The organism is Pseudomonas sp. 1 (assembly GCF_056626735.1).
The window spans coordinates 313,813-339,840 of record NZ_JBWXMQ010000002.1; the positions used below are offsets into that span (position 1 = coordinate 313,813).

Consider the following 26,028-nt stretch of genomic DNA (forward strand, 5'->3'; position numbering starts at 1 on the left):
AAAAAAGTAACCAAAAACGCTGGGCCCCGGCGTTCGGCACCTCGCTTTGGCTCGGTGTTCCTTCGTTACGGGATTCATCCGGGGGCATCGCCTACGGTTTGCTTCGCTGCACCTCCTCTCGATGCATGCGGCTTCGCCGCACGGTCGCTGCGCTCCCACCCCCGGATCAATCCCTCCACTCAGCCTTCCGATGGGGCCGGTACGTCAAAAGCCTTACTCGAGCTAACGCTCATCGTGGTGAGTGGTGAGGAGTGGGTGGGGCTGCTTTTGCTTTCTGTGGGAATGAGCTTGCTCGCGAATGCTGTTTGCCAGTCGGCTGAGAGCTTTCTGGTTTACTCCTGAACTTAAGCCAAACAAAAAAGCCACCTCTCGGTGGCTTCTCTCTTTGACTGGATTCAGTCGTAGATCACTTTCTTTTTCCAGTCCGCGTCAGCCTCGACATCTTTGAGGCCGGCGGTCAGTTGGTTTTCTTCGCCTTCGACCGGGGCGATTTTGTCCATGACCTGGGCGTTGGCGCGGGCCAGGAGTTTTTCCAGGTATTGGAGTTGTTCGGCGTAGATTTGCGGGTCCTGCTGTTTGCGCAGGTATTGCACGCCGCGTTCGAAGGCGAGGCGGGCCTGGCCTGGCTGGTTTTGCTGGAGGGCGTGCTGGCCGAGGTTGTTGAAGAACTCGATGTGCAGCAGGACGAGGATGTGGCGTACTTCGCGGATCCAGTGTTTGGCTTCGTTCGGTGGCAGGAAGCCGTCCTGGGCGGCGCGGGTGATCTGACCGTGGAGGGCTTCGAGGAGGAAGCGAACGTCTTTGGCCTTGGCTTCGGTCTGGATCGGGGCCGGCGGGTTGTTGACCGGGATCGATTCGCCCTGGGCGACGAGGGCGCTCAGTTCGGTGATGCGGGCCTTGGTGGTGGCGCTGGTTTTTTCCAGGTTCAGCAGGCGCTGGCAGACATTCAGCTCAAGGCGGGTCAGCAGCAGCTTGAGGGCCGGGGTCATGAACTGGCCGGGGAAGGTTTCGGTCAGTTCGCCGCAGCGGCGCAGGCGGTCGTTGAGTTCGACCTTGGTGCGGGCCTTCTCCAGTTTGGTGTTTTCCACCACATGGTTCATGTAGCCAATGGCGATCAAGATTGCGATCCCGGCTATGACTAGCAGGGTGATCATGAGTGGTGTCACCGGTAAGACCTCTTTATAGGGTTCGCGTGCGAGTGTAGTGGCTTGGCATGGAGGAGCCTAGCGCCGCTCGACGGGTTTGGATCGGCGAAGCTGTTATCTGTATCGGCCAGGGAGCCGCTTATATAAATGCTGGCCCTTGGGGTGCAGATTGCCATCACCTTTGCGGTGGACTATAACGCCTTGGCGAGTGTCGGAATATAGGCGTCAATCGTCGGGCGACGCAAAAGCCGGAAACGGCCGGTAAAGCAGGTCGAAGTCATTGATTTAAATAAATTTATATCTGGGGGTTGACGACCTTTCAATCCATCCATAGAATGCGCGCCACTTGCAGCGTAAAGCACACAGCGAAACGCGGCAGGGAGTGAATGTTGTAGTGTGTCCCCTTCGTCTAGTGGCCTAGGACACCGCCCTTTCACGGCGGTAACAGGGGTTCGAGTCCCCTAGGGGACGCCATTGCGGGAATAGCTCAGTTGGTAGAGCACGACCTTGCCAAGGTCGGGGTCGCGAGTTCGAGTCTCGTTTCCCGCTCCAATTTTAAACAGCGACGCTTAACGGCGGTGCTGAGTGAAACCAGAACCCAATCTTCGGAGGCGGATCTGGACACCGAAACACACACCATGTGTTCCGGGTAGCGTGTCCCCTTCGTCTAGTGGCCTAGGACACCGCCCTTTCACGGCGGTAACAGGGGTTCGAGTCCCCTAGGGGACGCCATTTGCGGGAATAGCTCAGTTGGTAGAGCACGACCTTGCCAAGGTCGGGGTCGCGAGTTCGAGTCTCGTTTCCCGCTCCAAATTCAAAAAGCGCCGCTTTGCAAAGAGCGGCGTTTTTATTAGTGAAAGTTGTAGCCTGTCCCCTTCGTCTAGTGGCCTAGGACACCGCCCTTTCACGGCGGTAACAGGGGTTCGAGTCCCCTAGGGGACGCCATTGCGGGAATAGCTCAGTTGGTAGAGCACGACCTTGCCAAGGTCGGGGTCGCGAGTTCGAGTCTCGTTTCCCGCTCCAAATTCACAAAAACGCCGCTCAGTGATGAGCGGCGTTTTTGTTTGTGCGTTTTTTGTCACGCAGTAAAGCAGTAAAAAAGACCGCGAGGTCTTTTTGTGGGCCTGCCAACGGGGCAGGCCCGAAACGCCATCAGAGCTTCGGCAGTTGCCCGATACGCCCCATCATCTCCGTGACGATCTGCAGGTCCAGCAAGAACTGGTCAACGGTCTTGAATTCGCCATCGGTGTGACCGGTGTACTTGACCTCCGGTCGTGCCAGGCCGAATTGCACGCCGTTCGGCAGTTCATGCACCGAGGTGGCGCCGGCCGAGGTGCCGAATTCGTGTTTCATGCCCAGGTTTTCGGTGGCCACGGCCAACAGTGCCTTGACCCACTCGCCTTCAGGGTTGCGGTACATCGGTTCGGCGATCGAATAGTCGAAGTTCACCGCGACATGGTTTTTCTTGCTCCAGGCCGCCAGTTTGTCGGCGATTTCGGTCTTGAGCGCTTCCGGCGACTTGCCCTTCGGCACGCGCAGGTTGACCGCGAGTTTGAAGGTTTTGTCGTCCATGCCGACGTAGGTCAGCGACGTGGTCAACGGGCCCATGAAGTCATCGGCGAAACCGACGCCCAACTTGCCACCCTTGTAATCCAGACCCCAATTGTCAGCGGCGTAGTGCGCAGCGTCGGTGATGTGGTTGTGCTTGAACGCAATCTTGCCGTCCACGCTGTGAATGAAGTCGAGCATACGGGCGACCGGGTTGACGCCGGATTCCGGTTCGGATGAGTGCGCGGAAACACCGGTGACGGTGAGTTTGACGTCTTTGCCATCGACCTTGGCATTCACTTCGAAATCGCCGCCATTGTGCTTGGCATATTCAGTGCCGGCCTTTTGCAGGCTGGCCGCCAGCTCGGCGGGTTTGTCGGTCACCAGCGTGACGACGGAAACAGACGGAATCTGGTTGGTTGCCATGCCGCCGGTCATCGAGACCAGCTCCGCGCCTTTGCCCTCGGCTTTGCGCTTGGCGAACTTGGCCATGACCGTGCCGTAACCTTTCTCGGCAATCACCACCGGGTAGCCACCGTCCAGTGCCAGGTTGTACTCCGGCGTCGGGTTGCGTTCGAAGTAGTAGGGAATCGCGTCGCCGGTGGTTTCTTCGGTGGTGTCCACCAGCAGTTTGAAATTGCGCGCCAGCGGCAGCTTTTCTTCCTTGATCACCTTCATGGCATACAGCGTCACGACGATGCCGTTTTTATCGTCCTCGGTGCCACGGCCGTACATGCGGTCGCCGATCAGCGTGACCTTGAACGGATCAAGTTTGGTGCCGTCCTTCAGCACCCAGTTCTCCGGTGTTACCGGAACCACGTCGGCGTGCGCATGAATGCCCACGACTTCCTTGCCGCTGCCGTCGAGGGAGATTTCGTAAACGCGGTTGTCGATGTTGCGATAGTTCAGGCCGAAAGACTCCGCCAGATCCTTGATCTTGCCGGCGATCTTGATGAATTCGGGGTTGTCGTGCTGATCGACACCGTCCTTGCGGAAGGTCGGGATTTCCACCAGTTCGCGCAGGGTTTCCAGAGCGGCTTTGCCGTACTTTACGCGGGTGTAGAGGCCGAGCAGGCGATGGATCTCGTTCTGTTGTTCGGCGGTCAGCGTCTTGTTGTCGAGGAAGGCGCTGATGGCGGGACGCAGATCGTCGGTCTTGCTCAGGTCGTTCTTGGCCAGATCGCCGAGAAACGCTCTGAAATCACTGACTTTTGCCTCATTGAATGTCTTGAGGATGGTCGCGCTCTGCTGCTCGGTCAGGTTGGCGTGGGCTGGCAGTGTGACGGACGAAAGGCTGGCCAGAATCAGCGTCGAGGCGGCCAGTTGCTTGAGTGAAAAGTCCATTGCTAAGGGCATTCCTTTGCAGGCGGTGAGTAGGAAGTGTCTGATCGATGCGTCAGACGGTTTCGCAAACTAACACCACCCGCGAGTGATAGGGGAGCCCCCGAAGTGGGACGCGTCGCACAGAAATGCAAAAGCGGCGCAGAATCGAAAAAGCCCGCCCAATCCGTCTGGGTCGGGCTTCTCCGATCAATGTGCTTACATCGACAGCACCAGACGCCCGGCAAACAGGATCAGAATCACCCCCATGCTGCGCTCGAACCAGTGGCCCATGCGCATGAACAGCACGCGCACTTTGCTGCTGGAAAAGAACAGCGCGACGATCACGAACCACAACGCATTCACCCCGCACATCCACAACCCGTACAGGGCCTGGATTTGCAGCGGCGTGCTGGCGCTGATGATCGTGGTGAAGATCGCCAGGAAAAACAGTGTGGCCTTGGGGTTGGTGGCGTTGGTCAGGAAACCGGTGGAGAACGCCTTGAACAGCGATTGCTCGACCAGCGGTTCGTCGCTGGCTTTTTCGCCTTCCATTGTCGTCTTGGGTTTGCTGCGGATCAGGCTGATGCCCAGGTAAAGAATGTAAGCGCCGCCGACCACTTTGGCGACGGTCAGCAGCCAGGGCGTGGTGTGCATCAAGGCGCCGACGCCCAGCAGGGTGTACAGAACGTGCACGGAAATTCCCGCGCCGATGCCCAATGCCGTGCAGATGCCGACCAATCGGCCGAAACGCACACTCTGGCGGATGGTCACGGCGAAGTCCGGACCGGGAGCGACTACGGCCAGAAAGTGGATGGTGGCCAGTGCCAGAAACTCGCCCAGGTAATTCGATGTCATTTCAGCTCCAGAAAGTCAGGGGTGATGCATTGCCGCGATAGCCGACAAAAAACGATAGGCTCAGGCGCGGATCGTCTACGCCCGGCGTCACCGAGTGCATGCGACGCGAATTGAACATGATGAAATCCCCCGGTTCCGGGCGTACTTCGAGGGCGGGCGGGCCGAGCAGCGCAGGGTCGATGCCGTAGCTGTCGCCGCGCATTTCGTCGAAACGGTCTGGCGAGATGTCGTCTTCCCACATCTGCAATGCGCCGCCTTCAGTCGGCATGTTGAGGTAGACGTTGCAGGCGAACTGCGCCTCCAGACTGCGAGCCTGGAAACTCTCCGGCGCATCCTTGGCGAAGATGTCGTGGTGGGCGAGGAAGCACACGCCCGGTTTCACTACCCGTGACAGGCCAACGTACATCTTGCGCCCATAGAGGTTCTCCAGATGGGCGCCTGCGGGCCAGGATTCATCGAGCATGCAGCGCAGGGTGTCGACCGGCGACGAGTAGGGCGCGCAACGGTTACGCAGTTCGGCGATGTTGCTGGTGGCGCGCTCGAAATAATCTTCGATCAGCAGCGGCTGGTTTTCCGCCTCGTAGAACGCCATGCCGATCCGGCCGATGCTGGGCGCGTTGATGTAACCCTCGAAGCCAGGGGCGAGGATCTTGTCACCAATCTGGATCGCCTGCGCGTGGGGCAGAAAGCCTTTGACGCGGATGGCGAGAACTTCTTCGTTGGCCAGTTTTTTTATGCACGTCTCATCGAGACGCTCGACGTCAAGCATCATGGTTTCAGGTCCATCTATCGAATAGTCAACGGAACCGGCGAACGCGGTTCCCCCGGCGCCGGACGCTGCATCTGGCAGCGCCCGAAATCCTCAATCCACGCTGTAGTGGACGGACAACGTGCCTTTCTTCTGCGAAAGGGACGCGATCGTGACTGTGCCCAGATCCTTCAGGCTGCGTACATGGGTGCCGCCGCAGCCATAGGCTGGCAGTTCACCGAAACCGATTTCCCGCGCGCCTTCGCGCAGGGATGTCAGGCGTGGCAGATCGTGTTCGATCCACTGGCCGATGCCGAACTGAACAATTTGTGCATCGACTTCCTGGGCCGAATCTCCAGGTTTGAATTGCACCCGGCCCTCGTCCGGCCAGTGGTGGGCCTTGACCGGCATCCAGCCCAGGGCCTGGACAAAGTGGCCGATCAAATGCCCGGCAGAGTGCATGCGGGTATTAAAGCGGCGGCGTTCTTCGTCGACACGAATCTGGGTCATGCCCAGCGGCACAGGTTGATTGACGAAATGAATGATTCGGTCCGCTTCCTGGACGACCCGCAGCACTTGGCTGTCGCCAATCCAGCCGGTATCACAGGGTTGGCCACCACCCTGAGGATGAAAAAGCGTGGCGCGCAACACAACGGCGAATTCGTTCTCGTGGGGCGTGCAGTCGAGGACTTCCACATTGGCCTTGAGGTCATCACTATGGAAAAAGAGGCGAAGCGTCATATTCCATGCCCTTATTAAAGTTTCTTTTTTAATTATAGGAATCGTGCAATAACGTGATAATCCATTCAAACATCAAAGGACTGTTGCGCTGTGAGCATAAATCTTCCCCTGCCGCTGCTCGGTGAAATGGCGATTTTCGTCAAGGTCGTCGAGACCGGCAGCTTCTCCGAAGCCGCTCGCCAATTGGGCTCATCGCCGTCGGCGGTCAGCCGCAGTATTTCCCGGCTGGAGAAGGCACTGGCCACGCGGCTGCTCCAACGCACCACGCGCAAACTGCGTTTGAGTGATGGCGGGGAAGAGGTGTTCAAGCGCTGTCAGGAAATGGTCAGTGCAGCGAAGTCGGTGATGGAGATCAGCGGCCAGTTCAACCACGAAGCCGAAGGGCTGGTGCGGGTCAGCGTGCCGAAAGCGGTGGGGCGTTTCGTGATTCATCCGCACATGCCGGAGTTTTTGCGGCGCTATCCGAAAGTCGATGTGGAGTTGTTGCTCGAAGACCGCCAGGTGGATCTGATCGACGACCATGTCGATCTGGCCATTCGCATCACGGATCGTCCACCGGCCGGACTGGTCGGACGACAACTGCTGACCATCGACCATTTGCTCTGCGCGACACCGCAATACCTGGCTGAACACGGGACGCCGACTCATCCCCACGACTTGCTCAACCACAGTTGCATCTATCTGGGCGAAACTCCGAGCGATGCGCGCTGGAAGTTCAAGAAAGGCACGAAAGCCGTCACCGTCGGCGTGCGCGGCCGGTATGCCGCCAATCACACAGGCGTGCGCCTGGGCGCGGTGTTGCAGCACATCGGGATTGGCAGCCTGCCGTATTTCACTGCGCGTTATGCACTGGAGCAGCGGCTGATCGTACAGGTGTTGCCGGACTGGACATTCCTGGCGTCCTACCACGGCGGATTGTGGTTGCTGCACTCGCCGACGCGCTATTTGCCGCCGAAGCTGCGGGTCTTCATCGACTATCTGGTGGAGTGCCTGGAGAAAGAGCCGACCCTGAGCAAACCGGGAAAGTCTGGCGGAACAAAACCTTTGGCCGAGTACGAATTGCCCGAGAGTGAAGGGTTGCTTTGACCCCATGAAAAAGGCCCGCATGGATCACCATGCGGGCCTTTTTTTATCAGGCAAAAATCAGTGCTTGCTGTCCTGGGCGGACATCGCCAGCAGCTGTTTTTCCTGGTTCCAGTCGAACGGTTCGTCGTTCTGTTCGGCTTCGTAGCGGCGTTCTTCCAGCGCCTGATACATGTCGATTTCTTCGTCGGACAGGTAGTGCAGGCAGTCGCCGGCGAAGAACCACAGCAGATCCCGCGGGATCAGGTGGGCAATTTGCGGGTAACGGGTAATCACCTGAGTCAGGATGTCCTGGCCCAGGTATTGGCTTTCGATCGGCTCGATCGGCAGTGAAGCCAGCAGTTCGTCGAAACGCTCCAGGAACAGGGCATGGCTTTCTTCGGGAACCTGATCGGCCTCACCTACGGCGACCAGGATGCTGCGCAGGTGGTCGAGCAAAACCAGATGATCGGCAACGACGTTGGACACGAGATAAGTCCTCAAGAGCAAAACGGGCGCGGGAGTATAAAGCCCCTGCGCCCGTTTTTCACTGATTGAAGGGATCAGCGGATTTTGCCTTCCGCGGGTTTCAGCTCCTCTTTGTCGAAATCATCGACATCGATCACCTTGCGCCGCGCCGCTTCGGCATCACGCAGGGCCTGGGCTTCCACAGCCTGCAACACCCCGGCCTCCAGTGCTGCATCGATGACGTGTTCGCCGGCCACCGGTTTGACCTGACCGCTCTTGAGTGAAGTGTGCAATTTTTTGTGCAGTGGTTGCGCAGCGTTCAACTGATCGAAGGCGTGTTGCAGCGCACCGACCGCATCGTCTGCCGATTGCGGGCGATAGCAGCCGGCAAGCAGTTCTTCCAGCGCCGGATCGCCCTTGGCCCGGCCGATGACCGCAGCGACTTCTGCACCGAGTCTGTCCGACGGCCCTTTGTGACGGCGGCCGAACGGGAACACGATCACCCGCAGCAGGCAGCCGAAGACCCGGTTCGGGAAGTTGGTCAGCAATTCGTCCAGCGCCTTTTCCGACTGGCCGAGGCTTTCTTCCATGGCCCATCTGAACAACGGTTCCATGTACGCCGGGGAGTCGAGATCGTGATAACGCTTGAGCGCTGCCGAGGCCAGATAGAGGTTGCTCAGCACATCACCCAGTCGTGCCGACAGACGTTCGCGGCGTTTCAGCTCGCCACCCAACAGCATCATGCTCAGGTCGGCAAGCATGGCAAACGCGGCGGCCTGTCGGTTGAGGGCGCGGAAGTAACCCTGGCTGAGCCTGTCTCCCGGCGCATGTTCGAAATGGCCGAAACCAAGGTTCAGCACCAGTGTGCTGGCGGCGTTGCTCACGGCAAACCCGATGTGCTTGAGCAACAGGCCATCGAATTCCTTGAGCGCCTGATCCTTGTCCTCGCGTCCGGCGAGGGCCATTTCCTTGAGCACGAACGGATGGCAGCGGATCGCGCCCTGGCCGAAGATCATCAGGTTGCGCGAAAGAATGTTCGCGCCTTCCACGGTGATGAAGATCGGTGCGCCGTTCCAGCTGCGGCCCAGATAATTGTTCGGGCCCATGATGATCGCTTTGCCGCCATGCACGTCCATGGCGTGGCTGATGCACTCGCGACCGCGTTCGGTGAGGTGGTACTTGAGAATCGCCGACAGCACCGACGGCTTCTCGCCCAGATCCACCGCATTGGCAGTCAGCATCCGCGCAGCATCCATCATCCACGCGTTGCCGCCGATCCGCGCCATGGCCTCCTGAATGCCTTCGAACGCTGACAGCGGCACGTTGAACTGCTCGCGAATCTGCGCGTATTGCCCGGTCACCAGGCTGGTGAACTTGGCCGCGCCGGTGCCGACTGCCGGCAGCGAGATCGAACGCCCGACCGACAGGCAGTTCATCAGCATCATCCAGCCTTTGCCGAGCATTTCCTGGCCGCCGATGAGGAACTCCAGCGGGATGAACACGTCCTTGCCGGAGTTCGGTCCGTTCATGAACGCAGCGCCCAGCGGCAGGTGGCGACGGCCGATTTCCACGCCGGGGGTGTCGGTCGGGATCAGCGCGAGACTGATGCCCAGGTCTTCCTTGTCGCCGAGCAGGTGATCCGGGTCATAGGCCTTGAAGGCCAGGCCGAGCAAGGTCGCGACCGGGCCGAGGGTGATGTAGCGTTTTTCCCAGTTCAGGCGCAGGCCGAGGGTTTCCTGGCCCTCCCATTCGCCCTTGCAGACGATCCCGGTGTCGGGCATGGCGCCGGCGTCGGAGCCGGCGAGCGGGCCGGTCAGCGCAAAGCACGGGATGTCGTCGCCTCGGGCCAGTCGTGGCAAGTAATGATTGCGCTGTTCGTCGGTGCCGTAGTGCAGCAGCAGTTCGGCCGGGCCGAGGGAGTTGGGCACCATCACGGTGGAGGCAAGGTCGCCGCTGCGGGTCGCCAGTTTCATAGCCACCTGGGAGTGAGCGTAGGCGGAGAAACCCTTGCCGCCGAACTCCTTGGGAATGATCAGGGCGAAGAATCCGTGTTCCTTGATGTGCGTCCAGGCTTCTGGCGGCAGATCCATCGACTGGCCGATCTGCCAGTCGGTGACCATGGCGCAAAGCTCTTCGGTCGGGCCGTCGATGAACGCTTGTTCTTCGTCGCTCAGTTGCGCTTTTGGATAGGACAGCAGCTTGTCCCAGTCCGGGCGCCCGCTGAACAGTTCGCCGTCCCACCACACCGTGCCGGCATCGATCGCGTCGCGTTCGGTCTGCGACATCGGGGGCAGGGTTTTCTGGAACCAGCTGAACAGCGGCGCGGTGAAGTGTTTGCGGCGCAGGTCAGGCAACAGCAGCGGGGCAGCAACCAGGGCCAGCACGACCCAGAAAATCAGCAACAGCCAGCCCGGCGCGTGGCTGAAAATCCCCATCGCCAACAGGTAAGCGGCAACGATGCCCAGTGCAGGCAGCGGGGCGATGCGCCGGTGGGCCAGATACGCCACGCCGACGATCAGAACCAGTATCCACAACAACAGCATATTTAATCCTCCGTGAACCAGGGCGAACCGACCCTCCAGAGCTTAGACGGCATCTGCAAAACGGGGCGGTCAGAGCAAGGTGATTGAAATCGTGGGAAACCCCGGATGTCTTTTGTAGGTTCGGTGGGCAACACGCGTGGGAAATCGTTCGCAGCTTCCGCGTCTTTGCGTGCATGTTTGGCCGAAACGTCGTTATCTCTGTGCTGAACCTCTCGCTAGACTCGAGGCTCAATCAGGAGAGTGTCGTCATGCACGAGTATCTGAGCCCCGGCCGCTTCATCGATAGTGACCACCCCTCGGTGGTGGAGTTCGCCGACCAGCACCGTGGTACCAGCCGCGATCCGCTCGCGCAGGCGATCAGTCTTTATTACGCCGTGCGCGAGGCGGTGCGTTACAACATGTACACCTTCAGCCGCGACCCGCAAACCTTGCGTGGCAGTTACGCGCTGGCGGCGGGTGAGAGCTATTGCGTGCCCAAGGCCACGCTGCTCGCCGGTTGCGCGCGCCATTGCGGGATCCCCGCACGGATTGGTCTGGCGGATGTGAAAAATCATCTGTCGACGCCGCGTCTGCTTGAGCTGCTGAGAAGCGAGGTGTTCGCCATGCATGGTTATACCGAGCTGTTTCTCAATGGTCGCTGGGTGAAAGCCACACCCGCGTTCAACCAGAAGCTCTGCGAAATGTTCAACGTGGCCCCGCTGGAATTCGACGGCATGAACGACAGCGTTTTTCACCCTTACAACAGTGATGGCGCGCTGTTGATGGAGTACCTGGTCGATCACGGCCAGTTCGCCGATGTACCGGAATCCTTTTTCTTCGAACATCTGCAGAAATGTTATCCCCACCTGTTCAACGATCAGCAGAAACCATTGTCCAGTGACATGCGCGGTGATGTCGGCAGCCTCTGATCCGGCGTATGCTGCCTGCCCATTCACTGGAAAAGAGGCGGTCATGCTGAAGATCTGGGGTCGCAAGAATTCGTCGAATGTCAGAAAACCGTTGTGGGCTGCCGAAGAACTCGGGCTGGCCTACGAGGCCATCGATGCCGGTGGCGCGTTTGGTGTGGTCGACACACCGGAGTACCGGGCAATGAACCCGAACGGGCGGGTGCCGGTGATACAGGACGACGGTTTTGTGCTGTGGGAATCCAATGCCATCGTGCGTTACCTGCTGGCAAAACATGCAGCCGATACCGCGTGGTACCCGGCGGATCCGCAGACCCGTGCCACCGCTGACAAGTGGATGGACTGGACGACTTCCAGTTTTGCAGGGCCGTTTCGCACGGTGTTCTGGGGCGTATTGCGTACCCCGGCAGACAAGCAGGACTGGCCGGCGATCCATGCGGCGATCAAGGAGTGCGACGGCTTGCTGGCGATGGCCGATCAGGCGCTGAAGCATCAGCCGTATCTGTCCGGCAACGAAATCGGCATGGGCGATATCCCGCTCGGCAGTTTCATTTATGCCTGGTTCGAGATGCCGATCGAGCGCGCGCCGATGCCGCATCTGGAGGCCTGGTACGCGCGACTGAAGCAGCGTCCGGCGTATCGCAAAGCCGTCATGACCGCGTTGACTTAATACCTACTATCGACACACTTGACTGTACTTGTGCGGCGGCGGCAAGCACCATTGCGCTTGTGCGCCGCGGTTGTCTCCCTCGCCGCCCGCCGTCATTCAGTCCTTTTTCTCTTCTTGGTGCGTAATCCGATATGAGTTCCGCTCTGTCCATCCGGCAGCTAACCAAAACCTACGGCAACGGGTTCCAGGCCTTGAGTGGTATCGATCTGGACGTCGCTGAAGGTGACTTCTTCGCCTTGCTCGGCCCCAACGGCGCCGGCAAATCCACGACCATCGGCATTCTCTCGACCCTGGTCAACAAGACCAGCGGCACCGTGAATATCTTTGGCAACGACCTGGACAAGAACCCGGCGGCGCTCAAGCGCTCCATCGGCGTGGTACCCCAGGAATTCAACTTCAACCAGTTCGAAAAGACCTTCGACATCGTCGTGACCCAGGCCGGTTACTACGGCATCCCGGCGAAGATCGCCAAGGAACGCGCCGAGCAGTACCTGACTCAGCTCGGCCTGTGGGACAAGCGCGATGTGCCGTCGCGCTCGCTGTCCGGCGGCATGAAGCGTCGCTTGATGATTGCGCGGGCGCTGGTGCATGAACCGCGTCTGCTGATCCTCGACGAACCGACCGCCGGGGTGGATATCGAGCTGCGTCGTTCGATGTGGACGTTCCTCACCGAACTGAACCAGAAAGGCATCACCATCATCCTCACCACCCATTACCTGGAAGAGGCTGAGCAGCTGTGCCGCAACATCGGCATCATCGACCACGGCACCATTGTCGAGAACACCAGCATGCGTCAGTTGCTCGGGCAACTGCATGTGGAAACCTTCCTGCTCGACCTGAAGAACGATCTGGCGGTCGCGCCGCAACTGGCCGGCTACCCGGCCCGTCTGGTGGATGCGCATACGCTGGAAGTCCAGGTCGACAAGTCCATGGGCATCACTGCGCTGTTCGGCCAACTGGCCCTGCAGAACATAGAAGTGCTGAGCCTGCGCAATAAAACCAATCGCCTCGAGGAGCTGTTCGTGTCCCTGGTGGAGAAAAATCTGTCGAAGGTGGCGGTATGAGTTCCGAGCTGCGCCCCAACCTCATTGCCCTCAACACCATCGTTTACCGCGAAGTCAGACGTTTTACCCGGATCTGGCCGCAGACCCTGCTGCCGCCGGCGATCACCATGGTTCTGTATTTCGTGATCTTCGGTAACCTGATCGGCCGGCAGATCGGCGACATGGGTGGCTTCACCTACATGGAATACATCGTGCCGGGTCTGATCATGATGTCGGTGATCACCAACTCTTACGGCAACGTGGTGTCGAGCTTCTTCGGCAGCAAGTTCCAGCGCTCCATCGAAGAATTGATGGTGTCGCCAGTGTCGCCGCACACGATTCTGATCGGTTACACCATTGGTGGCGTCCTGCGAGGCCTTATGGTGGGCGTGATCGTGACGATTCTGTCGTTGTTCTTCACCAGTCTGCAGGTGCATCACCTGGGCGTGACCGTTCTGGTGGTGGTGCTGACGGCGACGATCTTCTCGCTGCTGGGCTTTATCAACGCGGTGTTTGCGCGCAACTTCGATGACATCTCGATCATCCCGACCTTCGTGCTGACCCCGCTGACCTACCTCGGTGGCGTGTTCTATTCGATCACCTTGCTGCCGCCGTTCTGGCAGACCGTGTCGCTGGCCAACCCGGTGCTGCACATGGTCAACGCCTTCCGTTACGGCATCCTCGGTGTGTCGGATATCCGCATCGGTATCGCGATCACTTTCATGCTGGTGGCGACGGTGGTGCTGTATTTCGGTTGCGCGCGGCTGCTGGTAAGCGGGCGCGGAATGCGTACCTGATTTCTTCGATGTTGCAATGAAAAACGGCCTCCCACAGTGGAGGCCGTTTTGCATTCACGCCTGACGACTTTTTTTGCGCCGCGCCCATTGCCGCGCCACCCACCAGCGCCAGTACATCATCACCAGGCAATAGGCGAGGGCACCCAGTACCAGCCCGACCACCACCGACCCCAGCAGGAACGGTTGCCACAAGGTCGAGAGCTCACCGCTGATCCATTCCCAGGTCAATTCGTCGGGGAGGGTGCGCGCGGGCACATCCATCAGCCAGGCCCCGGCCTGATACGTGCAGAAAAACACCGCCGGCATGGTGATCGGATTGGTCAGCCAGACCAGGCTTACAGCAATCGGCATGTTGCCGCGCACCATGATCGCGAGGACGGCGGCCACCAGCATTTGTGCGGGAATCGGCAGGAACGCGGCAAACAGGCCCACGGCCATGGCGCGGGCCACCGAGTGTCGGTTGAGGTGCCAGAGGTTCGGGTCATGCAGCAACGTGCCGAGAAAGCGTAAGGATTTGTGTTCCCTGATGCTCGTCGGATCGGGCATGTAACGTTTGAATAAGCGCCGGGGCATAAGGCTTCTCGGTCGGTTAAGGCGGCAAGTATGTCTGGATTCTACGAACCGCCCATTCAGACTTTGTGACAATTGATAACGACGCCCGTGCCCCGCAACCGCTATGCCTGAGGGTGGGACTCTCAAGGACGGGCTTATGCGCACAGGGATGATGGCGCTGGCAGCCGGTCTGCTGGCTGCGGTTTTTTTACCGGCCTTGCCGCCGGTCGGGGTATTGGTGGTGTTGCCGTGGGTGGCGCTGATGCTGCTGCCGTTTCGCAGCTATCCACTGGCGTTTTTGCTGCTTGGATTTACATGGGCGGGTTTCAACGCGCAGATGGCGCTGAATGATCGACTGCCTCACCGGCTGGATGGCGAAACGCGCTGGGTGGAAGGGCGGGTCGTCGGCTTGCCGCAGAATGTGGAGGGCGTCGTACGCTTTGAACTGGCCGATGCGCACTCACGTCACGAGAAACTGCCATCACTGATGCGTCTGGCCTGGTATGCCGGGCCTGAGGTCAAAAGTGGCGAACGCTGGCGAGTGGCGGTCAAGCTCAAGCGCCCCGGTGGGCTGCTCAATCCGGATGCGTTCGATTACGAAGCCTGGCTGTTGGCGCAGCGCATTGGCGCCACCGGGACGGTGAAGGATGGCCAGCGTCTGGCGCCGGCGCAGCGGGCCTGGCGCGACAGCATTCGTCAGCGCTTGCTTGCGGTGGATGCTCAGGGACGCAACGGAGCCTTGGCCGCGTTGGTGCTGGGCGATGGCTCGGGACTCAGTCGCGAAGACTGGCAGTCCTTGCAGGATACCGGCACTGTGCACCTGCTGGTGATTTCCGGGCAGCACATTGGGCTGTTGGCGGCGTTGATGTATGCGCTGGTCGCCGGGCTGGCAAGGGGCGGGATTTGGCCGTTGCGTTGGCCCTGGCTGCCTTGGGCGTGTGGTCTGGCGTTCACGGCGGCGCTGGGTTACGGCCTGCTGGCCGGGTTCGACGTGCCGGTGCGGCGGGCGTGCGTAATGGTTGCACTGGTGTTGTTGTGGCGTTTGCGTTTTCGCCATCTCGGTGCGTGGTGGCCGTTGCTGCTGGCGTTCGACGGCGTGTTGTTGATGGATCCGCTGGCCAGCCTGCGTCCCGGGTTGTGGCTGTCATTCGCGGCAGTGGGTGTTTTGATCTTTACCTTCGGCGGCCGACTGGGGCCGTGGCGCTGGTGGAAGACCTGGACGCGCGCGCAATGGCTGATCGCGATCGGCTTGTGCCCGGTGTTGGTGGCGTTGAGCCTGCCGATCAGCCTCAGTGGGCCACTGGCCAATCTGCTGGCGGTGCCGTGGGTCAGTTTTGCGGTGCTGCCGCCGGCGCTGCTGGGCACTTTGTTGCTGCCAATCCCTCATGTCGGGGAAGGGTTGCTGTGGCTGGCCGGCGGGCTGATCGATGGCTTGTTCAGGACGCTGGCCCTGATTGCCGGGCGTTGGCCGGCGTGGGTGCCGCCGACGATGCAAGGGTGGGTCTGGGTGCTGGGAGGTCTTGGTGCCGTGTTGTTATTGCTGCCCCGGGGCGTTCCTTTGCGTCCATTGGGTTGGCCGTTGCTGCTGGTGCTGGCATTTCCGCCGCGAGAGCTTCTGGCCGAAGGCGTGGCCGATGTCTGGCAACTCGACGTCGGTCAGGGCCTGGCGATCCTGATCCGCACCCGCCATCACACCTTGCTGTACGACAGCGGCCCGCGTTTCGGTGACTTCGACCTCGGCGAGCGAGTGGTGCTGCCGGCATTGCGCAAACTAGGGGTGGAACACCTCGATCTGATGCTGCTCAGCCATGCCGATGCCGACCACGCAGGTGGCGCGCTTGCCGTGGTGAAAGGGATGACTGTCAGGCGGATCATCAGCGGCGATCCGCCGGGGCTGCCCGAAGCGCTGACCGCCGAGGCCTGCGAAAGCGGCCGGCAATGGCAGTGGGACGGCGTTGCTTTCCAGCTATGGCAGTGGGCCGACGCCCATGACAGCAACCAGCGGTCCTGCGTCCTGCAGATCGAAGCCAATGGCGAACGCTTGCTGTTGACCGGCGACATCGACAGCGCTGCCGAGCGGGACCTGCTCGACAGCGTGCTGGCAGTTCATACCCAATGGCTGCAAGCCCCGCATCACGGCAGCCGCAGTTCCTCTTCGATGGCCTTGCTCAAGGCTTTGCAGCCCCGGGCCGTGCTGATTTCCCGAGGGCAGGGCAATTCATTCGGCCATCCGCACCCGACCGTCATTGCCCGCTACCGCAAACAGGGAGTGCATATCCACGACAGCGCCGAGCAGGGTGCCATTCATCTGCAACTGGGACGGTTTCAGCCGGCCCGGTCGATGCGTCAACAACGCCGGTTCTGGCGCGACCCGCCGTTGTCGGAGGCAGAGTACCGTTGAGCACGGTCGTCGGGGCGACGGGTCTTTATCGCGAACCGGTATGGTAAAGTGGCGCACTTTTTCGAGGGGGCTGTCACTGTGTGGGAATTGGTCAAATCCGGCGGCTGGATGATGTTGCCGATCATTCTGAGTTCCATCGCCGCCATGGCGATTGTCGCCGAGCGCCTGTGGACCCTGCGCGCCAGTCGCGTCACCCCTGAGCATTTGCTGGGTCAGGTCTGGGTCTGGATCAAGGACAAGCAGCTCAACAAGGAAAAACTCAAGGAATTGCGCGCCAACTCGCCGCTGGGGGAAATCCTCGCCGCGGGTCTGGCCAACTCCAAGCATGGTCGCGAGATCATGAAGGAGTGCATCGAAGAGGCCGCCGCCCGGGTCATCCACGAGCTGGAACGCTACGTCAGCGCGCTGGGCACCATCGCTGCGATGTCGCCGTTGCTGGGGCTGCTGGGTACGGTGCTGGGCATGATCGACATTTTCAGCGCTTTCACCGGTTCCGGCATGACCACCAACGCTGCGGTGCTGGCCGGCGGTATTTCCAAGGCGCTGATCACCACCGCCGCGGGCCTGATGGTCGGTATTCCGGCGGTGTTCTTCCACCGTTTCCTGCAACGCCGCATCGATGAGCTGGTGGTGGGCATGGAACAGGAAGCGATCAAACTGGTGGAAGTGGTGCAGGGCGACCGTGACGTCGATCTGGCCGGGGGCAAAGCGTGAAATTCCGTCGCAAACCCCGGGAAACGATCGACATCAACCTCGCGTCGCTGATCGACGTGGTGTTCATCCTGTTGCTGTTTTTCGTCGTGACCACCACTTTCACCCGCGAAACCCAGCTGCGCGTCGATCTGCCCGAAGCGGTCAGCGGTTCACCGGCCGAGGATCAGCAGGTCAAGCAACTGGACGTCGCCATCAGCGCCGAAGGTGTGTTCTCGGTGAACAACAAGATTCTGCCGAAGAACGACCTGGCGACTCTGATGGAAGCCATGCAGAAGGAAGCCAATGGCGACACCAGCATGCCGTTGTCGATCAGTGCTGACGGCAAGACTCAGCACCAATCCGTGATCACCGCCATGGACGCGGCCGGCAAGCTCGGTTTCAGCCATCTACGCATGACCACGGTCGAGGCGGCGCCAAAATCCTGATGGCCATGTCCGATCGTCTGCTCGCCGCGTGGTATCAGGGGCACCCGGCCCTGACGCTGTTGCGGCCGCTGGAGTGGCTGTACCGTCGCGTCGTGGCCGGCAAGCGTCAGCGTTTTCTCGACGGCGAAGGCGAGATTTATCAGTCGCCGGTGCCGGTGATCGTGGTCGGCAATATCACCGTTGGCGGCACCGGCAAGACCCCGATGATCCTGTGGCTGATCGAGCACTGCCGACGCCACGGACTGCGGGTCGGTGTGGTCAGCCGTGGTTACGGCGCCAAACCGGCGCAACTGCCATGGCGGGTCGAAGCCGATCAGACTGCCGACATCGCCGGCGACGAACCCTTGCTGATTGTGCAGCGTACCGGCGTGCCGCTGATGATCGATCCCGATCGCAGCGCCGCCGTCAGAGCCCTGCTGGACAGCGAGCCGCTGGACCTGATCCTGTCCGATGACGGCATGCAGCATTACCGTCTGGCGCGCGATCTTGAGCTGGTGCTGATCGACGCCGCCCGAGGGCTTGGCAATCAGCGTTGCCTGCCCGCCGGCCCACTGCGCGAACCGATCGAGCGTCTGCAAAGCGTCGACGGCGTGTTGTTCAACGGCGCCCTCGACGATCGCGATGGCGGTTTCGCTTTCCGCCTAAAGCCTTCGGCGCTGGTCAATCTGCGCAGCGGCGAACGCCGGCCGCTCGATCATTTTTCGCCCGGTCAGGCCGTGCACGCGGTGGCCGGGATCGGCAACCCGCAACGTTTCTTCAATACCCTCGAAGCGCTAGACTGGCGGCCTGTGCCCCACGCGTTTGCCGACCACGCCGAATACAGCGTGCAGGCCTTGAGTTTCACGCCGTCATTGCCAGTGGTGATGACTGAAAAGGATGCGGTGAAGTGCCGTGCCTTCGCTGCTGCCGACTGGTGGTACCTGGCGGTCGATGCCGTGCCGTCTCCGGCCTTCGTGGCCTGGTTCGATACGCAGTTGATGCGCCTGTTGCCGGATCGTCTTTTGCCTTAATCCGTTTTTATCCAGGGAATGTTCATGGACACCAAATTGCTCGACATCCTCGCCTGCCCGGTCTGCAAAGGCCCGCTCAAGCTCAGCGCCGACAAGACCGAACTGATCAGCAAGGGCGCCGGCCTGGCGTACCCGATCCGCGACGGCATTCCGGTGATGCTGGAAAGCGAAGCCCGCACCCTGACCACCGACGAGCGTCTGGATAAATGACCACAGCCTTCACCGTTGTCATCCCGTCGCGTTTCGCCTCGACCCGTCTTCCGGGCAAGCCGCTGCTGGACATCGCCGGCAAGCCGATGATCCAGCACGTCTGGGAGCAGGCCAGCAAAAGCAGCGCCAGCCGTGTGGTCGTGGCGACCGACGATGCGCGCATCGTCGAAGCCTGCAAGGCCTTCGGCGCCGAAGTGGTGCTGACCCGTGAAGATCACAACTCCGGCACCGATCGTCTAGCCGAAGTGGCCGCGAAGCTGGGCCTGGAGCCGGATGCCATCGTGGTCAACGTGCAGGGTGACGAACCGCTGATCCCGCCGAGCGTGATCGATCAGGTCGCCGCCAACCTCGCGGCCCACACCGAGGCGCGCATGGCCACTCTGGCCGAGCCGATCGAAGACGTCGAAACGCTGTTCAACCCGAACGTGGTCAAGGTTGTCAGTGACCTCAACGGTCTGGCGCTGACCTTCAGTCGCGCGACTCTGCCATGGGCTCGCGATGCCTTCGCCAAGAGTCGCGACGTGCTGCCGGAAGGCGTGCCGTATCGTCGCCACATCGGCATTTATGCGTACCGCGCAGGCTTCCTTCAGGACTTCGTGAGCTGGGGCCCGTGCTGGCTGGAGAACACCGAATCCCTTGAACAGCTTCGTGCCCTGTGGCACGGCGTGCGGATTCATGTGGCTGACGCCTTGATCGCGCCGCCAACCGGAGTCGACACCGCCGAAGACCTTGAGCGCGTCCGTCGCCTGCTGGAGGCCTGATGCGCGTTTTGTTCGTGTGCCTGGGCAACATCTGCCGTTCGCCCACTGCCGAAGGTGTGTTGCGCCACAAGTTGCGCGAAGCGGGGCTGGCGGATCAGGTCGAAGTGGCCTCCGCCGGCACTGGCGACTGGCACGTCGGCAATCCGCCGGACAAGCGCAGTCAGGCCGCGGCCAAGCTGCGTGGTTATGACCTGTCGGCGCAGCGCGCTCAGCAGGTCAGCCGCGCCGATTTCGCCAGCTACGACCTGATCCTCGCCATGGACAACAGCAACCTGCGTAACCTCAAGGCCCTGCAGCCGTCCACCGGCAAGGCCGAGCTGGACCTGTTCCTGCGCCGCTATGCAGGTGTGGTCGACGAAGTGCCGGATCCTTATTACGACGGCGATCAGGGCTTCGAGCAGGTGCTGGATCTGATCGAGCGTGCCTGCGATCAGCTGTTGATCGAAGTGAAGGGGCGGTTATGAGTTTGCAGGTGCAACCGCAGGTTTCCCTGAAACCCTTCAATACCTTTGGCGTTGACGTTCGCGCGCAGCTGTTTGCCGAAGCCCACAGTGATGCTGATGTGCGCGAAGCCCTGGCTTACGCGACCTCCCACGACGTGCCGTTGCTGGTGATCGGCGGCGGCAGCAATCTGTTGCTCACGGCGGATATCCCGGCTTTGGTGCTGCGCATGGCCAGCCGTGGCATCCGCGTCATCAGTGACGACGGCAACCGCGTGGTGATTGAAGCCGAAGCCGGTGAGCCGTGGCACCCGTTCGTGCAGCACACGCTGGCCCAGGGTTTCTCGGGGCTGGAAAACCTCAGCCTGATCCCCGGCACGGTCGGTGCCGCGCCGATGCAGAACATCGGTGCCTACGGTGTCGAGATCAAGGACGTCTTCGCCGGCCTGACGGCGCTGGATCGCCAGACCGGCGAACTGCGTGACTTCAGTCTGGAAGAGTGCAACTTCGCCTACCGTGACAGCGTGTTCAAACAGCAGCCGGGTCGCTGGTTGATCCTGCGGGTGCGCTTCGCATTGGCTCGGGTCGCCCATCTGCACCTGGAATACGGCCCGGTACGTCAGCGCCTGATCGAGCAGGGTATCGAGCAGCCGACACCGACGGACGTCAGTCGAGCGATTTGCAGCATCCGCAGCGAAAAACTGCCGGATCCAGCAGTGCTCGGTAATGCTGGCAGTTTCTTCAAGAACCCGCTGGTGTCGGCGGCCGTAGTCGCACAGATCAAGGCGCGGCATCCGGATCTGGTGGCCTACGCGCAACCGGACGGGCAGATGAAACTGGCGGCCGGCTGGTTGATCGAGCGCGCCGGTTGGAAAGGTTTTCGTGAGGCCGATGCCGGCGTGCATAAATTGCAGGCGCTGGTGCTGGTCAACTACGGCGCGGCGACCGGGCTGCAATTGCTCGATCTGGCCCAGCGCATCCAGAAAGACATTTCAGAGCGTTTCAATGTCGAGCTGGAAATGGAGCCCAATCGCTATTGAGGCTACGCTTTCAAGGCTCAACAAAAAGCCCTGCACTTTTTAAAAAGTACAGGGCTTTTTTGTTAATCGCGGGTTAACGTAGCCAGCTAACGATACCGGTCATTTACTCCACTATTTGTTTCACCAAAGGCCCGGTGCAGACGTTCCCGTCGGCACAAGAGAGCCTGATTAGCCTGAGCCGATCTGCGCGAACCACCACTGTCCCTGCGGTGGCAGATGGCTCGACCCCATAACCTCCATGAATATGCGGGCGTGCCCATGATTACCCTGAAACTCAATGGTCAAGACCATCCACTCGATGTCACCGAGGACATGCCGCTGTTGTGGGCGATCCGTGACGTCGCCGGTTACAACGGCACCAAGTTCGGCTGCGGCATGGGCCTGTGCGGTGCATGCACCATTCATATCGACGGCGCGCCGGCGCGCAGTTGCATCACGCCGATCGGTTCGGTGGTCGGGCAGAGCGTGACCACCATCGACAACCTGCATGCCGACCCGGTTGGCCAGATCGTCCAGCAAGCCTGGCTCGACACGGCTGTAGCCCAATGCGGTTACTGCCAGGGCGGGCAGATCATGTCCGCCACTGCGTTACTCAAGACCAACCCGAACCCGAGCGACGAACAGATCGAAGAAGCGATGGTCGGCAACATCTGCCGCTGCGGCACCTACAACCGGATCAAGACTGCGATCCGTCAGGCCTCCACTCATCTGAAGGAGGCCAAGGCATGAGCCGTTTACCGAACGATTTCGCCCTGAGCAACCTGAGTCGCCGGGGCTTCCTGAAGGGCGTCGGCGCCACCGGTGCATTGGTACTGGCGGCGAGCTGGGGCTGGCAGGATGCGCTGGCCGAAGACAAACCGAAGCAGTTCGGCGCCGACGGCATGCCCAACGGCTGGATCGACGATCCGAAGGTCTACGTCAGCATTGCCGCCGATGGCACGGTGACTGTGGTCTGCAACCGCTCGGAAATGGGCCAGGGCGTGCGCACCAGCCTGACCATGGTGGTGGCCGATGAACTGGAAGCCGACTGGGCGCACGTCAAGGTTCAGCAGGCGCCGGGGGATGAAGTGCGCTTCGGCAACCAGGACACCGACGGCTCGCGCAGCATGCGTCACTGGTACGAGCCGATGCGCCGTTGCGGCGCTGCCGCCCGGACTATGCTGGAGCAGGCCGCCGCCGCGCAGTGGAAGGTGCCGGTCGGCGAATGCCGCGCGCAACTGCATAAAGTCATTCACACACCGTCCGGGCGCGAGCTGGGGTACGGTGAGCTGGCTGCTGCGGCCAGTGCACTGACGGTGCCGGCCCGTGACAGCCTGCGACTCAAGCAACCGGCGGAATTCCGCTACATCGGCAAGGAAGGCACCAAAGCCATCGACGGTGCCGACATCGTCAATGGCCGCGCGGTGTACGGGGCCGATGTGCATTTCGACGGCATGCTGTTCGCGGTCATTGCGCGTCCGGCGGTATACGGCGGCAAGGTCAAGTCGGTGGACGACAGCGCCGCGCTGAAAGTGCCGGGCGTACTCAAAGTCATCCAGATCGAACCCCGGCCATTGCCTTCGGAATTCCAGCCATTGGGTGGCGTGGCCGTGGTGGCCAGCAACACCTGGGCCGCATTGAAGGGCCGCGAGGCACTGAAGATCGAGTGGGACGATGGCCCGAACGCCAGTTACGACTCGGTCGCCTATCGCAAGGAGATCGAAGCCGCTTCGCAGAAGCCGGGCAAAGTCGTGCGCAACACCGGTGACACCGACAAAGCCATCGGCAGTGCTGCCAGCACGCTGGAAGCCTCTTATTATTTGCCGCATCTGGCCCAGGCACCCATGGAGCCGATGGTTGCCATTGCCCGTTACAAGGATGGCACCTGCGAGGCATGGGCACCGAGCCAGGCGCCGCAGGTCACCCGCGAGCGGATCGCCGAACGTCTGGGGCTGCCATTCGATAACGTGACCTTCAATGTCACGCTGTTGGGCGGTGGTTTCGGGCGCAAGTCCAAACCGGACTTCGTCGTTGAAGCGGCCGTGCTCGCCAAGGAATTTCCTGGCAAGGCAGTGCGCGTGCAATGGACCCGCGAAGATGACATCCACAATTCGTATTTCCACACGGTGTCCGCCGAATACCTCAAGGCCGGCGTGGGCAAGGATGGCTTGCCGTCCGCCTGGCTGCACCGCACGGTAGCGCCGAGCATCACTGCGCTGTTTGCACCGGGCATGAATCACGAAGCCGCGTTCGAGTTGGGCATGGGCTTTACCAACATGGCCTACGCGATTCCCAACGTGCGCCTGGAAAACCCCGAGGCCACGGTGCATACACGGGTTGGCTGGTACCGTTCGGTGTCGAACATTCCCCATGGTTTTGCGATTCAGAGTTTCGTCGACGAACTGGCGCACAAGGCCAAGGAAGATCCGCTCAAGTACCAGATCAAATTGCTCGGCCCGGACCGGCAGATCGACCCGCGTACGCTCAGTGAAGAGTGGAACTACGGCGAGTCCCCCGAGCGTTATCCGATCGACACCGGGCGCATGCGCACCGTGCTGGAAACGGCGGCCAAGGCGGCGGGTTGGGGGCGTCAGTTGCCCAAGGGCCGTGGTCTCGGATTGGCGGTGCATTACAGCTTCGTTACCTATGTGGCGGCGGTGATCGAAGTCGAGGTCAAGGACGACGGCACGCTGATCGTGCACAAGGCCGATATCGCCGTCGATTGCGGCCCGCAGATCAACCCCGAGCGGATCCGTTCGCAATTCGAAGGCGCGTGCGTGATGGGCCTGGGCAATGCCGTATGGGGCGAAATCAGCTTCAAGGACGGCAAGGTGCAGCAGGACAACTTCCATATGTATGAAGTGGCGCGCATGTCGCTGGCGCCGAAGGAAGTCGCGGTGCACCTGGTGACGCCGCCGGGCGAGGTGCCATTGGGCGGTGTTGGTGAGCCGGGCGTGCCGCCGATTGCGCCGGCGCTGTGCAACGCAATCTTTGCCGCGACCGGCCAGCGCATCCGCAGCCTGCCGGTGCGTTACCAGTTGCAGGGCTGGCAAAAGGCGCAAGCGTAATGGACAGCGCCGATCTAAATGTCCTGCGCAGCGTGCTCGAATGGCGCCGCGCCGGGCAACGGGTAGTGTTGTTTTCGGTGGTGCAGACCTGGGGCACCGCACCTCGGGCGCCTGGCGCGATGCTGGCGTTGCGCGAGGACGGCGTGGTGATCGGTTCGGTGTCCGGCGGTTGCGTCGAGGACGATCTGATCGCCCGGTTGCACGATGGGCGGATTCCCGCCAACGGGCCGCCGGTGCAGTTGATCACCTACGGCGTGACGCAGGAGGAAGCCGCGCGTTTCGGCCTGCCCTGCGGCGGCACTCTGCGCCTGACCGAGGAGCGGGTCGGCGATCCGGCGTGGGTTGCCGAGTTGCTGGATCGCTGCGAGGCCCATGAAATCGTCGCGCGCGAGTTGAACATCGGCACTGGCGAAGTGGTGTTGCGACCCGCCGGCAAGACCGACACCTTGAGCTTCGACGGCCAGACCCTGCGTGCCATTTACGGTCCGCGCTGGCGCTTGCTGTTGATCGGTGCCGGGCAGTTGTCACGGTATGTGGCCGAGATGGCGCGACTGCTGGATTTCGAAGTGCTGATCTGTGATCCGCGTACCGAATTCGTCTATGGCTGGGAAGAGCAGCATGGACGGTTTGTCCCCGGCATGCCCGACGAAGCGGTGCTGAATATCCAGACCGATGAGCGCACGGCGATCGTCGCGCTGACTCACGATCCACGGCTGGACGACATGGCGCTGCTCACGGCGCTCGACTCCAAAGCGTTCTATGTCGGTGCGCTGGGCTCTCGGGTCAACAGCCGCAAGCGTCGGGAAAATCTCGCTGAACTAGGCTTGTCAGAAGCGGCCATCGCCCGTTTGCACGGGCCGATCGGTTTGCATATTGGCAGCCATTCACCGGCGGAAATCGCCTTGTCGCTGTTGGCGGAGATCGTCGCGATCAAGAATGGTGTCGAGCTCAAGCAGAAGAAAACCGTGGAGAGTGTATGAGCCGAACCATAGGAGTGATTGTGCTGGCGGCGGGCGAGGGTAGCCGTTTTCGCGAAGTGGCGGGCGCAGACAAGGACAAGCTGCTGGCCGATTGCACCGGGCGCGATGGCGCGGTGCGTTCGGTGATCGAGCAGGTGTTGGTGAACCTGCCGGCGAGTCTCGATCAGCGAGTGCTGGTGACGACCGAGGCGCGCCCACAGGCAATGCGCATGGCGCAGGCTTATGGGTGTGACATTGTCTCGATCGAGTCCACCGGGATGGGTGACAGCATTGCGGCGGGCGTGGCGGCTTGCCCGGATGCCGATGGCTGGCTGATTGTCCTGGGGGATATGCCGTTCATCCTGCCGTCGAGTATTGAACGTGTCGTGGCGGCCATTGCCGAGGATGCGGTCAGCGTGCCGACGTTCAATGGTGACTATGGGCATCCGGTCGGGTTTGGTCGCTCGTTTGCAGCGGGGCTGATGGCCTTGTCCGGTGACCGGGGCGCGCGACCGTTGTTTGCCCAAGGGCGGGTGGTTGAAGTCGCGGTGGATGATCCGGGCGTGTTGTGGGATATCGACGTGCCGGATGCGCTGGTTTTCCCGCCGTCCTGATAAAACC

At 61.1% G+C, this 26,028-nt stretch carries 25 protein-coding genes and 6 tRNA genes; 23 read left to right on the plus strand and 8 right to left on the minus strand.

Annotated features, from left to right (window positions below; genetic code table 11):
- Nucleotides 1–395 precede the first annotated feature (395 nt).
- Nucleotides 396–1,154 (minus strand): hypothetical protein, encoded by a 759-nt coding sequence (locus AC1MDC_RS04570; protein ID WP_011335462.1) that lies wholly within the window; start codon nt 1,152–1,154, stop codon nt 396–398.
- 389 nt (nt 1,155–1,543) lie between these two features.
- On the opposite strand from AC1MDC_RS04570, the gene AC1MDC_RS04575 reads away from it, so the two are divergent.
- The 6 genes from AC1MDC_RS04575 (at nt 1,544) to AC1MDC_RS04600 (ending at nt 2,168) form a co-directional block, all read left to right on the plus strand.
- Nucleotides 1,544–1,619, plus strand: a tRNA-Glu gene (locus AC1MDC_RS04575).
- Between the two features lie 2 nt (nt 1,620–1,621).
- Nucleotides 1,622–1,697: transfer RNA gene (locus tag AC1MDC_RS04580), tRNA-Gly, on the plus strand.
- Between the two features lie 104 nt (nt 1,698–1,801).
- Nucleotides 1,802–1,877: transfer RNA gene (locus tag AC1MDC_RS04585), tRNA-Glu, on the plus strand.
- A gap of 3 nt (nt 1,878–1,880) precedes the next feature.
- A tRNA-Gly gene (locus tag AC1MDC_RS04590) sits at nt 1,881–1,956 on the plus strand.
- Between the two features lie 58 nt (nt 1,957–2,014).
- A tRNA-Glu gene (locus AC1MDC_RS04595) sits at nt 2,015–2,090 on the plus strand.
- A 2-nt stretch (nt 2,091–2,092) separates the two neighbouring features.
- Nucleotides 2,093–2,168, plus strand: a tRNA-Gly gene (locus AC1MDC_RS04600).
- A 129-nt stretch (nt 2,169–2,297) separates the two neighbouring features.
- Here the strand turns inward: AC1MDC_RS04600 and AC1MDC_RS04605 are convergent.
- From AC1MDC_RS04605 to AC1MDC_RS04620, 4 genes are all read right to left on the minus strand, one after another.
- Nucleotides 2,298–4,037 carry a dipeptidase gene (locus AC1MDC_RS04605; protein WP_480392573.1) on the minus strand — a complete coding sequence of 580 codons (1,740 nt, stop codon included), beginning with the start codon at nt 4,035–4,037 and terminating at the stop codon, nt 2,298–2,300.
- A gap of 195 nt (nt 4,038–4,232) precedes the next feature.
- Nucleotides 4,233–4,871, minus strand: a complete 639-nt coding sequence (locus AC1MDC_RS04610; protein ID WP_085697017.1) for a LysE family translocator — start codon at nt 4,869–4,871, stop codon at nt 4,233–4,235.
- A 1-nt stretch (nt 4,872) separates the two neighbouring features.
- The gene (locus tag AC1MDC_RS04615) at nt 4,873–5,643 is read right to left on the minus strand and encodes a 2OG-Fe(II) oxygenase (RefSeq protein ID WP_085704769.1); all 771 of its coding nucleotides are present in this window, start codon (nt 5,641–5,643) and stop codon (nt 4,873–4,875) included.
- A gap of 90 nt (nt 5,644–5,733) precedes the next feature.
- Nucleotides 5,734–6,360: an alanyl-tRNA editing protein gene (locus AC1MDC_RS04620; RefSeq protein ID WP_085697015.1), complete on the minus strand. Its 627-nt coding sequence runs from the start codon at nt 6,358–6,360 to the stop codon at nt 5,734–5,736.
- 90 nt (nt 6,361–6,450) lie between these two features.
- Here AC1MDC_RS04620 and AC1MDC_RS04625 point away from each other — a divergent pair, with 90 nt between their 5' ends.
- Nucleotides 6,451–7,446 (plus strand): LysR family transcriptional regulator, encoded by a 996-nt coding sequence (locus AC1MDC_RS04625; RefSeq protein ID WP_085697014.1) that lies wholly within the window; start codon nt 6,451–6,453, stop codon nt 7,444–7,446.
- A gap of 57 nt (nt 7,447–7,503) precedes the next feature.
- Here AC1MDC_RS04625 and AC1MDC_RS04630 read toward each other — a convergent pair whose 3' ends face one another.
- Together AC1MDC_RS04630 and AC1MDC_RS04635 are read right to left on the minus strand one after the other, a co-directional pair.
- Complete coding sequence (locus AC1MDC_RS04630; RefSeq protein ID WP_007950758.1) at nt 7,504–7,911, minus strand: PA2817 family protein; 408 nt, start codon at nt 7,909–7,911, stop codon at nt 7,504–7,506.
- 74 nt (nt 7,912–7,985) lie between these two features.
- Nucleotides 7,986–10,433, minus strand: a complete 2,448-nt coding sequence (locus AC1MDC_RS04635) for an acyl-CoA dehydrogenase (RefSeq protein WP_480392574.1) — start codon at nt 10,431–10,433, stop codon at nt 7,986–7,988.
- Nucleotides 10,434–10,681: 248 nt separating this feature from the next.
- Here AC1MDC_RS04635 and AC1MDC_RS04640 point away from each other — a divergent pair, with 248 nt between their 5' ends.
- The 4 genes from AC1MDC_RS04640 (at nt 10,682) to AC1MDC_RS04655 (ending at nt 13,848) form a co-directional block, all read left to right on the plus strand.
- The gene (locus AC1MDC_RS04640; protein WP_480392575.1) at nt 10,682–11,341 is read left to right on the plus strand and encodes a transglutaminase-like domain-containing protein; all 660 of its coding nucleotides are present in this window, start codon (nt 10,682–10,684) and stop codon (nt 11,339–11,341) included.
- Between the two features lie 43 nt (nt 11,342–11,384).
- Nucleotides 11,385–12,008 carry a glutathione S-transferase family protein gene (locus tag AC1MDC_RS04645; protein ID WP_085704759.1) on the plus strand — a complete coding sequence of 208 codons (624 nt, stop codon included), beginning with the start codon at nt 11,385–11,387 and terminating at the stop codon, nt 12,006–12,008.
- A 131-nt stretch (nt 12,009–12,139) separates the two neighbouring features.
- Entirely contained in the window at nt 12,140–13,072 is a 933-nt protein-coding gene (locus AC1MDC_RS04650; protein ID WP_085697010.1) for an ABC transporter ATP-binding protein, read from the plus strand.
- A complete protein-coding gene (locus AC1MDC_RS04655; protein ID WP_085697009.1) occupies nt 13,069–13,848 on the plus strand; it encodes an ABC transporter permease in 780 nt (259 codons plus the stop codon). Before AC1MDC_RS04650 ends, AC1MDC_RS04655 begins: the two co-directional genes overlap by 4 nt.
- A gap of 54 nt (nt 13,849–13,902) precedes the next feature.
- Here the strand turns inward: AC1MDC_RS04655 and AC1MDC_RS04660 are convergent, their stop codons facing one another.
- Nucleotides 13,903–14,421: a DUF2062 domain-containing protein gene (locus AC1MDC_RS04660; protein ID WP_085697008.1), complete on the minus strand. Its 519-nt coding sequence runs from the start codon at nt 14,419–14,421 to the stop codon at nt 13,903–13,905.
- 136 nt (nt 14,422–14,557) lie between these two features.
- Here AC1MDC_RS04660 and AC1MDC_RS04665 point away from each other — a divergent pair, with 136 nt between their 5' ends.
- The 12 genes from AC1MDC_RS04665 to AC1MDC_RS04720 all read left to right on the plus strand — a co-directional run bounded on the left by AC1MDC_RS04665 (nt 14,558) and on the right by AC1MDC_RS04720 (nt 26,021).
- On the plus strand, nt 14,558–16,801 hold the full coding sequence (locus tag AC1MDC_RS04665; RefSeq protein WP_480392576.1) for a DNA internalization-related competence protein ComEC/Rec2: 2,244 nt from the start codon (nt 14,558–14,560) through the stop codon (nt 16,799–16,801).
- A gap of 78 nt (nt 16,802–16,879) precedes the next feature.
- A complete protein-coding gene (locus tag AC1MDC_RS04670; protein WP_085697006.1) occupies nt 16,880–17,515 on the plus strand; it encodes a MotA/TolQ/ExbB proton channel family protein in 636 nt (211 codons plus the stop codon).
- Complete coding sequence (locus tag AC1MDC_RS04675) at nt 17,512–17,940, plus strand: ExbD/TolR family protein (protein ID WP_085697005.1); 429 nt, start codon at nt 17,512–17,514, stop codon at nt 17,938–17,940. The genes AC1MDC_RS04670 and AC1MDC_RS04675 overlap by 4 nt, the downstream gene beginning before the upstream one ends.
- Nucleotides 17,940–18,950 carry a tetraacyldisaccharide 4'-kinase gene (lpxK, locus tag AC1MDC_RS04680; RefSeq protein WP_266201550.1) on the plus strand — a complete coding sequence of 337 codons (1,011 nt, stop codon included), beginning with the start codon at nt 17,940–17,942 and terminating at the stop codon, nt 18,948–18,950. The genes AC1MDC_RS04675 and lpxK overlap by 1 nt, the downstream gene beginning before the upstream one ends.
- 24 nt (nt 18,951–18,974) lie before the next feature.
- Nucleotides 18,975–19,160 (plus strand): Trm112 family protein, encoded by a 186-nt coding sequence (locus tag AC1MDC_RS04685; RefSeq protein ID WP_003179363.1) that lies wholly within the window; start codon nt 18,975–18,977, stop codon nt 19,158–19,160.
- The gene (gene kdsB / locus AC1MDC_RS04690) at nt 19,157–19,921 is read left to right on the plus strand and encodes a 3-deoxy-manno-octulosonate cytidylyltransferase (protein WP_480392577.1); all 765 of its coding nucleotides are present in this window, start codon (nt 19,157–19,159) and stop codon (nt 19,919–19,921) included. Before AC1MDC_RS04685 ends, kdsB begins: the two co-directional genes overlap by 4 nt.
- Complete coding sequence (locus tag AC1MDC_RS04695) at nt 19,921–20,385, plus strand: low molecular weight protein-tyrosine-phosphatase (protein ID WP_007950772.1); 465 nt, start codon at nt 19,921–19,923, stop codon at nt 20,383–20,385. Before kdsB ends, AC1MDC_RS04695 begins: the two co-directional genes overlap by 1 nt.
- A complete protein-coding gene (gene murB, locus AC1MDC_RS04700; protein ID WP_480392578.1) occupies nt 20,382–21,401 on the plus strand; it encodes a UDP-N-acetylmuramate dehydrogenase in 1,020 nt (339 codons plus the stop codon). The genes AC1MDC_RS04695 and murB overlap by 4 nt, the downstream gene beginning before the upstream one ends.
- A gap of 258 nt (nt 21,402–21,659) precedes the next feature.
- Nucleotides 21,660–22,130 carry a (2Fe-2S)-binding protein gene (locus AC1MDC_RS04705; protein WP_007950774.1) on the plus strand — a complete coding sequence of 157 codons (471 nt, stop codon included), beginning with the start codon at nt 21,660–21,662 and terminating at the stop codon, nt 22,128–22,130.
- Nucleotides 22,127–24,448 carry a xanthine dehydrogenase family protein molybdopterin-binding subunit gene (locus AC1MDC_RS04710; RefSeq protein WP_085704752.1) on the plus strand — a complete coding sequence of 774 codons (2,322 nt, stop codon included), beginning with the start codon at nt 22,127–22,129 and terminating at the stop codon, nt 24,446–24,448. The genes AC1MDC_RS04705 and AC1MDC_RS04710 overlap by 4 nt, the downstream gene beginning before the upstream one ends.
- Complete coding sequence (locus AC1MDC_RS04715) at nt 24,448–25,428, plus strand: XdhC family protein (protein ID WP_085704750.1); 981 nt, start codon at nt 24,448–24,450, stop codon at nt 25,426–25,428. Before AC1MDC_RS04710 ends, AC1MDC_RS04715 begins: the two co-directional genes overlap by 1 nt.
- Nucleotides 25,425–26,021: a nucleotidyltransferase family protein gene (locus AC1MDC_RS04720; RefSeq protein ID WP_227233230.1), complete on the plus strand. Its 597-nt coding sequence runs from the start codon at nt 25,425–25,427 to the stop codon at nt 26,019–26,021. The genes AC1MDC_RS04715 and AC1MDC_RS04720 overlap by 4 nt, the downstream gene beginning before the upstream one ends.
- Nucleotides 26,022–26,028: the final 7 nt, after the last annotated feature.

What these genes read in the sequence shown, in the direction of transcription:
- AC1MDC_RS04645 (WP_085704759.1), top strand. Translation starts at nt 11,385, where the DNA reads ATGCTGAAGATCTGGGGTCGCAAGAATTCGTCGAATGTCAGAAAACCG.
- AC1MDC_RS04570 (WP_011335462.1), bottom strand. Translation starts at nt 1,154, where the DNA reads ATGATCACCCTGCTAGTCATAGCCGGGATCGCAATCTTGATCGCCATT.
- kdsB (WP_480392577.1), top strand. Translation starts at nt 19,157, where the DNA reads ATGACCACAGCCTTCACCGTTGTCATCCCGTCGCGTTTCGCCTCGACC.
- AC1MDC_RS04665 (WP_480392576.1), top strand. Translation starts at nt 14,558, where the DNA reads ATGCGCACAGGGATGATGGCGCTGGCAGCCGGTCTGCTGGCTGCGGTT.
- AC1MDC_RS04605 (WP_480392573.1), bottom strand. Translation starts at nt 4,037, where the DNA reads ATGGACTTTTCACTCAAGCAACTGGCCGCCTCGACGCTGATTCTGGCC.
- AC1MDC_RS04650 (WP_085697010.1), top strand. Translation starts at nt 12,140, where the DNA reads ATGAGTTCCGCTCTGTCCATCCGGCAGCTAACCAAAACCTACGGCAAC.
- murB (WP_480392578.1), top strand. Translation starts at nt 20,382, where the DNA reads ATGAGTTTGCAGGTGCAACCGCAGGTTTCCCTGAAACCCTTCAATACC.
- AC1MDC_RS04715 (WP_085704750.1), top strand. Translation starts at nt 24,448, where the DNA reads ATGGACAGCGCCGATCTAAATGTCCTGCGCAGCGTGCTCGAATGGCGC.
- AC1MDC_RS04660 (WP_085697008.1), bottom strand. Translation starts at nt 14,421, where the DNA reads ATGCCCCGGCGCTTATTCAAACGTTACATGCCCGATCCGACGAGCATC.
- lpxK (WP_266201550.1), top strand. Translation starts at nt 17,940, where the DNA reads ATGGCCATGTCCGATCGTCTGCTCGCCGCGTGGTATCAGGGGCACCCG.
- AC1MDC_RS04685 (WP_003179363.1), top strand. Translation starts at nt 18,975, where the DNA reads ATGGACACCAAATTGCTCGACATCCTCGCCTGCCCGGTCTGCAAAGGC.
- AC1MDC_RS04695 (WP_007950772.1), top strand. Translation starts at nt 19,921, where the DNA reads ATGCGCGTTTTGTTCGTGTGCCTGGGCAACATCTGCCGTTCGCCCACT.
- AC1MDC_RS04710 (WP_085704752.1), top strand. Translation starts at nt 22,127, where the DNA reads ATGAGCCGTTTACCGAACGATTTCGCCCTGAGCAACCTGAGTCGCCGG.
- AC1MDC_RS04640 (WP_480392575.1), top strand. Translation starts at nt 10,682, where the DNA reads ATGCACGAGTATCTGAGCCCCGGCCGCTTCATCGATAGTGACCACCCC.
- AC1MDC_RS04615 (WP_085704769.1), bottom strand. Translation starts at nt 5,643, where the DNA reads ATGATGCTTGACGTCGAGCGTCTCGATGAGACGTGCATAAAAAAACTG.
- AC1MDC_RS04655 (WP_085697009.1), top strand. Translation starts at nt 13,069, where the DNA reads ATGAGTTCCGAGCTGCGCCCCAACCTCATTGCCCTCAACACCATCGTT.
- AC1MDC_RS04705 (WP_007950774.1), top strand. Translation starts at nt 21,660, where the DNA reads ATGATTACCCTGAAACTCAATGGTCAAGACCATCCACTCGATGTCACC.
- AC1MDC_RS04635 (WP_480392574.1), bottom strand. Translation starts at nt 10,433, where the DNA reads ATGCTGTTGTTGTGGATACTGGTTCTGATCGTCGGCGTGGCGTATCTG.
- AC1MDC_RS04620 (WP_085697015.1), bottom strand. Translation starts at nt 6,360, where the DNA reads ATGACGCTTCGCCTCTTTTTCCATAGTGATGACCTCAAGGCCAATGTG.
- AC1MDC_RS04720 (WP_227233230.1), top strand. Translation starts at nt 25,425, where the DNA reads ATGAGCCGAACCATAGGAGTGATTGTGCTGGCGGCGGGCGAGGGTAGC.
- AC1MDC_RS04610 (WP_085697017.1), bottom strand. Translation starts at nt 4,871, where the DNA reads ATGACATCGAATTACCTGGGCGAGTTTCTGGCACTGGCCACCATCCAC.